The sequence below is a fragment of the Mesorhizobium sp. genome, assembly GCF_017306585.1.
In the GTDB taxonomy this organism is placed as follows: domain Bacteria; phylum Pseudomonadota; class Alphaproteobacteria; order Rhizobiales; family Rhizobiaceae; genus Mesorhizobium.
Genome location: NZ_JAFKIC010000306.1, coordinates 1 through 11,319 on the forward strand (window position 1 = coordinate 1; position 11,319 = coordinate 11,319).

General features: G+C 62.9%; 11 protein-coding genes. 6 read left to right on the forward strand and 5 right to left on the reverse strand.

The window, feature by feature from the left end:
* The first annotated feature begins 28 nt into the window (after positions 1-28).
* From uvrA to J0I79_RS33840, 6 genes are all read left to right on the forward strand, one after another.
* Entirely contained in the window at positions 29-2,950 is a 2,922-nt protein-coding gene (uvrA, locus tag J0I79_RS33815; protein ID WP_292870147.1) for an excinuclease ABC subunit UvrA, read from the forward strand.
* Positions 2,950-3,366: a DUF302 domain-containing protein gene (locus J0I79_RS33820; protein WP_292870150.1), complete on the forward strand. Its 417-nt coding sequence runs from the start codon at positions 2,950-2,952 to the stop codon at positions 3,364-3,366. Before uvrA ends, J0I79_RS33820 begins: the two co-directional genes overlap by 1 nt.
* A gap of 13 nt (positions 3,367-3,379) precedes the next feature.
* Positions 3,380-3,712, forward strand: a complete 333-nt coding sequence (locus J0I79_RS33825; protein WP_292870153.1) for a hypothetical protein — start codon at positions 3,380-3,382, stop codon at positions 3,710-3,712.
* Positions 3,709-4,173, forward strand: a complete 465-nt coding sequence (locus tag J0I79_RS33830) for a GNAT family N-acetyltransferase (protein ID WP_292870156.1) — start codon at positions 3,709-3,711, stop codon at positions 4,171-4,173. Before J0I79_RS33825 ends, J0I79_RS33830 begins: the two co-directional genes overlap by 4 nt.
* A 27-nt stretch (positions 4,174-4,200) precedes the next feature.
* Positions 4,201-5,004 (forward strand): DUF72 domain-containing protein, encoded by an 804-nt coding sequence (locus J0I79_RS33835; protein ID WP_292870159.1) that lies wholly within the window; start codon positions 4,201-4,203, stop codon positions 5,002-5,004.
* Between the two features lie 196 nt (positions 5,005-5,200).
* On the forward strand, positions 5,201-6,349 hold the full coding sequence (locus J0I79_RS33840; protein ID WP_292870177.1) for a GGDEF domain-containing protein: 1,149 nt from the start codon (positions 5,201-5,203) through the stop codon (positions 6,347-6,349).
* 26 nt (positions 6,350-6,375) lie between these two features.
* On the opposite strand, the gene J0I79_RS33845 is transcribed toward J0I79_RS33840, so the two are convergent.
* The 5 genes from J0I79_RS33845 to urtB all read right to left on the reverse strand — a co-directional run bounded on the left by J0I79_RS33845 (position 6,376) and on the right by urtB (position 11,188).
* Entirely contained in the window at positions 6,376-6,552 is a 177-nt protein-coding gene (locus J0I79_RS33845) for a hypothetical protein (protein WP_292870162.1), read from the reverse strand.
* A 269-nt stretch (positions 6,553-6,821) separates the two neighbouring features.
* Entirely contained in the window at positions 6,822-7,517 is a 696-nt protein-coding gene (urtE, locus tag J0I79_RS33850) for an urea ABC transporter ATP-binding subunit UrtE (protein WP_292870165.1), read from the reverse strand.
* Between the two features lie 69 nt (positions 7,518-7,586).
* A complete protein-coding gene (gene urtD, locus J0I79_RS33855; protein ID WP_292870168.1) occupies positions 7,587-8,333 on the reverse strand; it encodes an urea ABC transporter ATP-binding protein UrtD in 747 nt (248 codons plus the stop codon).
* Positions 8,334-8,339: 6 nt separating this feature from the next.
* On the reverse strand, positions 8,340-9,575 hold the full coding sequence (urtC, locus tag J0I79_RS33860) for an urea ABC transporter permease subunit UrtC (protein ID WP_292870171.1): 1,236 nt from the start codon (positions 9,573-9,575) through the stop codon (positions 8,340-8,342).
* Positions 9,572-11,188 (reverse strand): urea ABC transporter permease subunit UrtB, encoded by a 1,617-nt coding sequence (gene urtB, locus J0I79_RS33865; protein ID WP_292870174.1) that lies wholly within the window; start codon positions 11,186-11,188, stop codon positions 9,572-9,574. The genes urtC and urtB overlap by 4 nt, the downstream gene beginning before the upstream one ends.
* Between the last annotated feature and the right edge of the window lie 131 nt (positions 11,189-11,319).

The following is an 11,319-nucleotide window of genomic DNA, read 5'->3' on the forward strand; positions in this document are numbered from 1 at the left end:
AATTCCAGACCTGAGGCGGCGAGCGGCGATGGCCGACCATAAATTCCTTTCCATTCGCGGGGCGCGCGAACACAATCTGAAGAACGTCGATCTCGACCTGCCGCGTGACAGCCTGATCGTCATGACCGGCCTGTCGGGTTCCGGCAAATCGTCGCTGGCCTTCGACACGATCTACGCCGAAGGCCAGCGCCGCTATGTCGAGAGCCTCTCGGCCTATGCAAGGCAGTTCCTGGAGATGATGCAGAAGCCCGATGTCGACCAGATCGACGGGCTTTCGCCGGCCATCTCGATCGAACAGAAGACGACGTCGAAGAACCCGCGTTCAACGGTCGGCACCGTCACCGAGATCTACGACTATATGCGCCTGCTGTTCGCGCGTGTCGGCGTGCCCTATTCGCCGGCCACCGGCCTGCCGATCGAGAGCCAGACGGTCAGCCAGATGGTCGACCGTGTGCTGGCGCTCGAGGAAGGCACGCGCCTGTTCCTGCTGGCGCCGATCGTGCGCGGCCGCAAGGGCGAGTACCGCAAGGAACTGCTCGAACTGCAGAAAAAAGGCTTTCAGCGCGTCAAGGTCGATGGGGTCTTTTATGAGATCGCGGACGTGCCCGCGCTGGACAAGAAGTACAAGCACGACATCGACGTTGTCGTCGACCGCATCGTGGTGCGCGGCGATCTTGCCACGCGGTTGGCCGATTCGATCGAAACCGCGCTGAAGCTCGCGGACGGGCTGGCCGTCGCGGAATTCGCCGACAAGCCGCTCGATGCCAGCCAGACCGGCGAGGATTCAGTCAACAAATCGAAGAACGAGACGCATGAGCGCATCCTGTTCTCGGAAAAATTCGCTTGCCCGGTATCCGGCTTCACCATCCCGGAGGTCGAGCCACGCCTGTTCTCGTTCAACAATCCGTTCGGCGCCTGCCCGACCTGCGACGGCCTGGGTAGCCAGCGCGCCATCGACGCCAACCTCGTTGTCCCCGACGAGAATGTTTCGCTGCGCGACGGCGCCGTCAGCCCTTGGGCGAAATCGACCTCGCCCTACTATGTGCAGACGCTGGAAGCTCTGGGCAAGGCATACGATTTCAAGCTCGGCGACAAGTTCAAGGATCTGTCCAAGGAGGCCCAGGAGGCGATCCTGCGCGGCACCGGCGAGCGCGAGATCACCTTCCAGTATGATGACGGGCTGCGCTCCTACAAGACGACCAAGACCTTCGAGGGCGTCATTCCCAATCTCGAGCGGCGCTGGAAGGAAACCGAATCCGCCTGGATGCGCGAGGAGATCGAGCGCTTCATGTCGGCGACACCCTGCCCCGTCTGCAAGGGCTACCGGCTGAAGCCCGAGGCGCTGGCGGTGAAGATTGCGGGAAAACACATCGGCGAGGTCACCGAACAGTCGATCCGCAATGCCGACCGCTGGTTCACCGACCTGCCCGCGCAGCTCAACGACAAGCAGAACGAGATCGCGGTCCGCGTGCTGAAGGAGATCCGCGAGCGGCTGCGCTTCCTCAACGATGTCGGCCTCGACTACCTCACGCTGTCGCGCAATTCCGGCACGCTGTCGGGCGGCGAGAGCCAGCGCATCCGGCTGGCGTCGCAGATCGGCTCGGGCCTCACCGGCGTGCTCTACGTGCTGGACGAGCCGTCGATCGGCCTGCACCAGCGCGACAACACACGGCTGCTCGACACGCTGAAGCACCTGCGCGACATCGGCAACACGGTGATCGTCGTCGAGCATGATGAGGATGCGATCCTGCATGCCGACTATGTCGTCGACATGGGACCGGCCGCCGGCATCCATGGCGGCGAAATCATCGCCCAGGGCACGCCCCGGCAAGTAATGGCCAATCCCAATTCGATCACCGGCAAATATCTGTCGGGTGAACTCGAAGTGGCGACGCCGGCCGTGCGCCGCGAGGCCAAGAAAGGCCGGCGTCTGAAGGTCGTCGGCGCGCGCGGCAACAATCTGAAAAATGTCACCGCAGAAATCCCGCTCGGCACCTTCACCGCTGTCACCGGCGTGTCGGGCGGCGGCAAGTCGACCTTCCTGATTGAGACGCTGTTCAAGGCGGCGTCGCGCCGCATCATGGGTTCGCGCGAACATCCGGCGGAGCATGACCGCATCGAGGGGCTGGAATTCCTCGACAAGGTCATAGACATCGACCAGTCGCCGATCGGACGCACGCCGCGTTCGAACCCCGCGACCTATACCGGCGCCTTCACGCCGATCCGCGACTGGTTCGCCGGTCTGCCGGAAGCCAAGGCGCGCGGCTACCAGCCGGGCCGTTTCTCCTTCAACGTCAAGGGCGGCCGCTGCGAAGCCTGCCAGGGCGACGGCGTCATCAAAATCGAGATGCACTTCCTGCCCGACGTCTACGTCACCTGCGATGTCTGCCACGGCAAGCGCTACAACAGAGAGACGCTCGACGTGCTGTTCAAGGGCAAGTCGATCGCCGACGTGCTCGACATGACGGTCGAGGAAGGCGTCGACTTCTTCTCGGCCGTGCCCGGCGTGCGCGACAAGCTCGACACGCTGAAGCAGGTCGGCCTCGGCTACATCCATATCGGCCAACAGGCAACGACGCTGTCCGGCGGCGAGGCGCAACGCATCAAGCTCGCCAAGGAACTGTCGCGCAAGGCGACCGGCAAGACGCTCTACATCCTGGACGAGCCGACCACCGGCCTGCATTTCCACGACGTCGCCAAGCTCTTGGAAGTGCTGCACGAACTTGTCGATCAGGGCAACACGGTGGTGGTCATCGAGCACAATCTCGAAGTGATCAAAACCGCCGACTGGGTGCTCGATCTCGGCCCCGAAGGCGGCGATGGCGGCGGCGAACTCGTGGCATCGGGCACTCCGGAAGCGATCGTACGGGAAAAGCGCAGCTATACCGGCCAGTTCCTCAAGGAACTTCTGGAGCGCCGGCCCGGCGGCAAGCGTGAAGCGGCGGAGTGATGGCAGACAACGGCCTCGTATCCGTCGAAAGCCGGTTCGGCGTGGCTGAAACCATCGACCGTTTGGTCGAGACCGTCACGCATGCGGGAATGCGCGTCTTTGCGCGCATCGACCATGCGGCCGGCGCCCGCGAAATAGGCTCGGAGCTGCGGCCAACCGAGTTGCTGATCTTCGGCCATCCAAAAGGTGGCACGCCGTTGATGCAGGATCAGCAGACCGCCGGCATCGATCTGCCGATCAAGGCATTGGCCTGGGAGGATGCGCAAAGCAAGGTCTGGCTGTCCTACAACGATGCCAACTGGCTGGCCGAACGCCATGGCCTGAGCTCTGCCAGCCGCGATGCCGTCGCGGCGATTGCCGCCGGTATGCAGAAGGTCATCTCCGCGGCCGCAGGCGTGGCACCGCCCACATCGTAGGGACCCGCTGATCATGGCCAACGAGATCTTTCGATTTTACGCCGACGATCCGGATTTCGTTTTCAGTTACCTGCGCAAGAATTGGCGTGAGGTCGTCCTGCGCTGGGACGGGCGGAAGGTTGGCTCCAGCAACATCTGGCTGATGGTGATCGCGCTGGATGAGAGCGCCGCCGCTGCGGCCTTCCAGGAATGGCTCGGCAGATACGGTACAGCTGGCGATCTGGTGATCCGCAATTGGCCCTTCCGGCCGATCATGACTGTGCCTAACACCATCGTCATCAGGAGACGGTGGCGGTTTTCGAATTGGCTCCAGCACCGCGCCCAGCCAACAGGAATCCTGCCATGAACCCGAGACCCGCCCGACCCGACGATCTTGCAGCCATAGTTGCGCTAACCAGCGAAGCCTATGCGCCTTACACCGACTTGTTCGGCGCGCCGCCAATCCCGGTGACTGAGGATTATTCGCCTCGCATCGCGGACGGCGAGATCTGGCTGCTGGAAGAGGGCTCGGACCTTGCCGGGCTGATCGTTCTGGAGCGTCACCCCGACCACGCGATGATTTTCAGCGTCGCCGTCTCGCCCGCATTTCAGGGCAGAAAACTCGGCATCAGGCTGCTCCACTTCGCTGACGAGCAGGCACGGTCATGGGGTCTTCCCGAAGTGCGGCTCTACACCAATTCGCGCATGGAACGGAACATCGCGCTCTATTCGACTTATGGCTATCTGGAAACGGGTCGCCGCGCCAACCCGTACAGGCCAGGATGGACACTGGTCGACATGGTAAAGCTGGTCGGTAAAGCCGCCTGATCGCATTTTGAAACTGGGAGGAAGACGATGAGCCAAGGAACAATCCGCTCCGGCATGGGCGGCTGGACTTTCGAGCCCTGGGATACGTCGTTCTATCCGGACAAGCTGTCCAAGGCCAAGCAGCTGCAATACGCCAGCCGGCAAGTGCCAAGCATCGAGGTCAACGGCACCTACTATTCCAGCTTCAAGGAACCGACTTTCGTCAAATGGGCTAACGAGGCGCCGGACGGTTTTGTCTACTCGCTGAAGGGCAACCGCTTCGTCACCAACCGGCGCGTACTGGGCGAAGCCGGTGAATCGATGATGCGTTTTCTTGGCTCCGGTGTCGCCGCGCTAGGCGACAAGCTCGGGCCGATCCTGTGGCAGTTCGCGCCGACCAAGAAATTCGATCTCGACGATTTCGAAGCCTTTCTCAAGCTCTTGCCGGAGAAGCAGGATGGGGTGGAGCTGCGTCATGCGCTCGAAGTGCGCAACGACAGCTTCATCGTGCCGGAATTCGCCGCGCTCGCGCGCAAATACAAGGCGGCGATCGTCTATGCCGACCATGCCAAGTATCCCGATATCGCCGACGTCACTGGCGATTTCGTCTATGCGCGGCTGCAGACCGGCAGCGACGACAATCCGGATTGCTACACGCCGAAAGGCCTGGACGAATGGGCGGCGCGGGCCAAGACCTGGGCGGAAGGCAAGCAACCGGCCGATCTGCGCCGCGCCGACCCCGCCATGGACGCGCCGGTCAAGCCGCGCGACGTGTTCATGTATTTCATCACCGAGGGCAAGGTGCGCGCGCCGTTCGGAGCCATGGCGCTGATGAAGCGCGTCGCCGGGTGATGCGTATGGCCCGACGCCGATAGCTCGACGTCCAGCGGCGGTAAATGTCCGCGCCGTATATGCTTTTTGCGCGTAGGCGAGCGCTTATTCGTGGCATCTTCGCCACGATCGTAACCTTATCGACACTTCCTTGCTGCATGAATGCGTCGACGCCAAGCCGCAGAGCTGGAACCGCCGCCGGCAGGGAAAGAGGGGCATGTCGCTCGACTACACTTCACTTCTGCTGGCCGTCGGTTTCTCCGCCGCCTGCCTCAGCCTGACATTGTTCGGCATGTGGCTGACCGCCCGTTCGGAGCGTTTTCTGCTGACCTGGGCAGTCAGCCTGGTGTTCGTGGTCGGCGATATCTTCGTCTACGACGCCTATATCGACATGCCCGGGCGCTTGCTCGGCATTGCCACCCTTGCCTTCCTGCTCATCGGCTTTTCCGCCATGCTGGGCGCAGCCTATCAGTTCCGGACCGGCGGCTCACCGGTGAGACGGACATTGTTGGGATGCCTGTCGCTTGTGGTTACCCTGCCTCCCATGGCCATGGGTTATGATGGCCTCGGCTTCATGTTCGAGAATTCGTTCGCGGCTCTGCTTCTGTTCGGCACGGCGCTCGAATACTGGCGAGGCCGCGACGAAGCCCCTGCCCTGACGATCGGCATCACCGCGCTGTATTCGGCCACGGCGACCTCTTTTGCGCTTTGCGCCATGGTTCTCGCCTGGGACGGAAAGATCGTTCTCGGGCATGCGCCGAGCAACTGGGCCGAGGAATTGAGCCTCATCGTCGTCATCGCCAGCATGACCGGCATCGGCGCGCTGTCGCTTGCCCTCAACCAGGGGCGCCTGGCCAGGCATCACCGGCGCAACGCCCTGACCGATCCCTTGACCGGCCTCTTGAACCGGCGCGCGCTGTTCGACATGCACGGCCATGTCCCGGTGGGCGCCTTCACCGCGGTGGTCGTGTTCGACCTCGACAACTTCAAGGCGATCAATGACGAATTCGGCCACGGGGCGGGTGACGAAGTGCTGAAGGTGTTCGCCAGGGAACTCGCCGGCAATCTGCGCCAGACCGACGTTGCCGCCCGCATGGGTGGAGAGGAGTTCGCGCTGGTGCTGAAACGGACCCTGCCGGAAACGGTTGAGGAAGCCGCTGAACGTATCCGGATCGCGTTCTCGGCGCGCCAGATAGAAACCGAGATGGGCTCCCTGACCTGCACGGTCAGCGCCGGATTTGCCTTTGGCACCAAGGAAGGGCTCAGCTTCGACAAGGTGCTCAGCGCCGCAGACAAGGCGCTCTATGTCGCCAAGCGCGGCGGCCGCAACCGCGTCACCGCCTCGGCGTTCCGGCGCGCAAGCTAACCGAAGGCCGATAGGTGAGGCGGCGCCTACGCCGCCATCACGATTTCGTTGAAGGCATCAAGGTCAACATAGAAGACCTTGGTGATCTCCTCGATCAAATCATCGTACTCGCAGCCCTGGGACCTCAGGATGTTGATGGCGGTGATGATGTCGACGCGCTCGGTGAGCCGCCTCTTCTGGTAGTCCTCGACGTAGCGTTCCATGGCTGTCCCTTAGCCTGTGTGCCCAAACGCGTTGAACGACAGCGGTCACAGAAGGGAGGCTAGGAGTGCTTGCTTGCGTGGGCCTTGCCCGACACTCGCCCGCCACTCGATCCGCGACAAACCAGACTGATACGGAAGCGGCCGACTCACAAAGCCATGAAAAAAGACTAGCATGCAGCACTTAGTTGACTAGGTACGCGGCAGACCGATTGGGAGAAATATTGGACTTGCCAAGGACAGGGATCGTCATCCGAAGTTCAGAACCGATTCTAGACCGTCAGGAACTTGCGAATATCAGCCCTGTCTAAATCATGCGCCGGCCCGGTATGCACGATCTGCCCCCGGTCCATGATGTTGACCTCGTCCGCAAGCTCGCGGCAGAAATCGAGATATTGTTCGACCAGAAGCACGGTGATGCCGGCCTGGTCGCGCAGGTAGCGGATGGCGCGGCCGATGTCCTTGATGATTGACGGCTGGATGCCTTCGGTCGGCTCGTCGAGCACCAGCAGCTTTGGCCGCATTACCAGCGCCCGTCCGATGGCAAGCTGCTGCTGCTGGCCGCCCGAGAGGTCACCGCCGCGCCGGCCGAGCATCTGCTTCAGCACCGGAAACAGTTCGAAGACATGCGCGGGAATGTTGCGGTCCGCGCGTTTCAGCGGCGCGAAGCCCGTTTCGAGATTTTCCCGAACGCTGAGCAGCGGAAAAATCTCTCTGCCCTGCGGCACGAATGCGATGCCCGACCGGGCGCGGTCATACGCCGCGCTCCGGTCGAGCGCCTTCCCCTCGAAGGCAACGCTTCCGCTCGTCAGCCTGTGATGGCCGACGATCGATCTCATCAAACTGGTCTTGCCGACGCCGTTGCGGCCGAGCACGCAGGTGATCTTGCCGGCGTCCGCCTTGAGCGACACACCGCGCAGCGCCTGGGCGGCGCCGTAATGAAGCGTGGCGTCGGAAACTTCGAGCATGTCAGCGCCTTCTCCAGAAGCGGAGGAAGGACAGATCGAAGCGATGGAATTGAACCCTCCAGAGCATATTCATCTCCCCAGATAAACTTCGACGACGCGCTCGTCGGCAGAAACGAAGTCGAGCGTGCCTTCCGACAGCACCGAACCCTCGTGCAGGCAGGTCACTTTGACGCCGAGTTCGCGCACGAAATGCATGTCGTGTTCGACGACGATGACCGAATGATCGCGCGCGATATCCCGTAGCAGCCTGGCGGTCTCCTCGGTTTCCGCGTCGGTCATGCCGGCGACCGGCTCGTCGACCAGAAGCAGCTTCGGGTCCTGCGCGAGCAGCATTCCGATCTCCAGCCACTGCTTCTGGCCGTGGCTCAGACTGGCCGCCAAGTCACCGCGCCTGTCGCCAAGCCGGATGACGCCGAGGATATCGTCGATCCGCCGCGCCTCGGCGGCGGAGCGGCGATGAAACAGCGCCGGAAAGATCGAGCGCGGTCCCTTCAACGCCAGCATCAGATTATTCTCGACGCTGTGGCTCTCGAACACCGTCGGCTTCTGGAACTTGCGGCCGATGCCCATCATGGCGATCTCGGCCTCGTCATGCCTGGTCAGGTCCACCTGGCCGTCAAAGAAGACCTCGCCCTCGTCGGGCCGTGTCTTGCCGGTGACGATATCCATCATCGTCGTCTTGCCGGCGCCGTTCGGACCGATGATGGCGCGCATCTCGCCCTTGTCGAGCACCAGCGACAGATTGTTGATGGCGCGGAAACCGTCGAAGGAGACCGAGACGCCGGAGAGATAGAGAATGGTGTTGGACTTGCTCATGGCCGCCTACTCCGCCGCCTGCGGTTCGGGATCGGACCAAGACCATTCGCCCGGATTTCTTGCCGGCGAGCGAGCGGGCTTCGAGGTCGCGGAGACCACACCCCTCCCAGTGCCCGCCTCCTTGGCGACGGGAGCGACACGTGGCGCCCTGGCGTTGCCGCGCCAGCCGTCCCATGTGCCGACGATGCCCTTGGGCAGGAGCAATGTGACGGCGACGAACAGGCCGCCGAGCGCGAACAGCCAGAGTTCCGGCAGCACGCCGGTGAACCAGGATTTGCCGGCATTGACCAGCAGCGCGCCGATGATCGGGCCGACGATGGTGCCGCGCCCGCCAACGGCCGCCCAGATCACCACCTCGATCGAATTGGACGGCTCGAACTCGCCCGGATTGATGATGCCGACCTGCGGCACGTAGAGGGCGCCGGCGATGCCAGCCATGACAGCCGACACGGTGAAGGCGAAGAGTTTCACATTTTCGGCCCGCCAGCCCAAAAAGCGCGTGCGGCTTTCGGCGTCGCGCACGGCCATCAGCAGCTTGCCGTATTTGGAGCCGACGATCGCCCAGGTCACGAAGACGGCAAGGGCAAGCATGACGGCGCTTGCGGCAAACAGCGCCGAACGCGTCGCGTCGGCTTGAACGTTGAAGCCGAGAATGTCCTTGAAATCGGTCAGGCCGTTGTTGCCGCCGAAACCCATGTCATTGCGGAAGAAGGCGAGCAGCAGCGCATAAGTCATCGCCTGGGTGATGATGGAGAGATAGACACCGGTGACGCGGCTACGGAAGGCGAACCAGCCGAAGATGAAAGCGAGCAAGCCGGGTACCGCCAGCACCATGAGACCTGCGAACCAGAAATGGTCGAAGCCATGCCAGAACCAGGGCAATTCCTTGTAGTTCAGGAACACCATGAAATCGGGCAGGACTGGATTGCCGTAGACGCCGCGCGAGCCGATCTGGCGCATCAGGTACATGCCCATCGCATATCCGCCGAGCGCGAAAAAGGCGCCGTGGCCAAGCGAGAGGATGCCGCAATAGCCCCACACCAGATCGAGCGACAGCGCCAGCAGGGCATAGCAGAGATATTTGCCGGTCAGCGCCACGATGTAGGGCGGGATGTAGAAGGCGCTTGCCGGCGATACCGCCAGATTGAGCAGCGGTACGATGACGGCCGCCACCAGCAGGATGAAAATGGTGATGGCGATGTGGCGGTCGGAGCCGGCGGCGAAGAAGCGTCCTGTGATCATGCTTCCACCGCCCTGCCCTTAAGCGCGAACAGGCCGCGCGGGCGTTTCTGGATGAACAGGATGATCAGGACGAGCACGACGATCTTGCCGAGCACGGCGCCGGCATAGGGCTCGAGAAACTTGTTGACGATGCCAAGGGAAAAGGCGCCGACCAGCGTACCCCAGAGATTGCCGACCCCGCCGAAGACGACGACCATGAAACTGTCGATGATGTAGCCGCGGCCGAGATTGGGCGACACATTGTCGATCTGGCTGAGCGCGACGCCGGCAATGCCTGCAATGCCGGAGCCAAGCGCAAAGGTCAGCGCGTCGACCCAGGGCGTCCTGATGCCCATCGAGGCGGCCATGCGGCGGTTGGCGGTTACGGCGCGCATGCGCAGGCCCCAGGGTGTGCGCTTCATCACGTAGAGCAGCAGCGCGAAGACGGCGAGCGCGAAGACCAGGATCCAGAGCCGGTTCCAGGTGATGGCAAGCTGGCCGACATCGAACGAACCCGACATCCAGGATGGGTTGCCGACCTCCTGGTTGGTCGGTCCGAAGATCGAACGAACGGCCTGCTGCAGGATCAGCGAGACACCCCAAGTCGCCAGAAGCGTCTCGAGCGGACGTCCATAGAGGAAGCGGATGATTCCGCGCTCGATGAGAAGACCGACAAAGGCAGCGACCAGGAAGGCGAGCGGCAGCGCGATGATCAGCGACCAGTCGAACAGGCCGGGGAACGATGCGCGGATCACCTGCTGGACGACAAAGGTGGTGTAGGCGCCGAGCATCACCATCTCGCCATGCGCCATGTTGATGACGCCCATCACGCCGAAGGTGATGGCGAGCCCGATCGCGGCCAGCAGCAGCACCGAGCCCAGCGAAATGCCGTACCAGATATTCTGGCCGGCATCCCACAAGGCCAGTGTCGAATTGATGCCGGCGATCGCGGTGGCGGCGGCTTGCTTGACCTCGTCCGAAGCGTTCGCCTCCGCCGAGGTCAGCAGCGAAACCGCATCGCGGTCGCCACGCGCGCCGATCAGCGCGATGGCGGCCAGTTTTTCCGCGTCGGGCCGGTCGGACACCAGGACCGAAGCGGCGCGCGCCTGCTGCAGCAGCACTTTGACGCTGGCCACGGTCTCGTTGGCGATTGCCGTCTCAAGCGGCTCGATGTTGGCGGCATCAGGCGTCTTGAACATGGTGCCGGCGGCAGCCAGGCGCACGGCCGGGTCCTTGGCGCCAAGGGTCAGCGTTCCCAGCGCATCGCGGATGACGCGGCGCAGCGTGTTGTTGACCTTGATCCTGGTGATGTCGTCCTTGGCCGCTTGGCCCGATGGCTCGCCACTCAGCGGATCGGACAGTTGGACGACTTCGCCGGCTTCCTTGCCGACCAGGACGAGGGAATCCGCCTTGCGGATATAGAGATTGCCGTCCGCGAGCGCCGAAAGCGGCCGCTCTACAGCGGCATCACCGGTGGCCGCGAGTTCATGAACGACGGCTCCCGTTTCCGAAAAACCTTTGGCCGTGGCGAACTTGGCGATAATCGCGCGCAGGTCGGCATCCGCGGCTCCGGAAGACGACAGCGTCGCCAACAGGAACACCAAGATCAGGCCAATCACACGAAACAGGCTCATCGGCTTCAAGCAGCCCTTTAGGGTTGAATTGGGCGTCCGGACGGCGGAGGAACCCGTCCGGACGCGCGCGGTCGTGGTCATGAGACAAGAGGTTCAGACCGGGTCATGAACCAAGGGGTTCAGACCGGGTC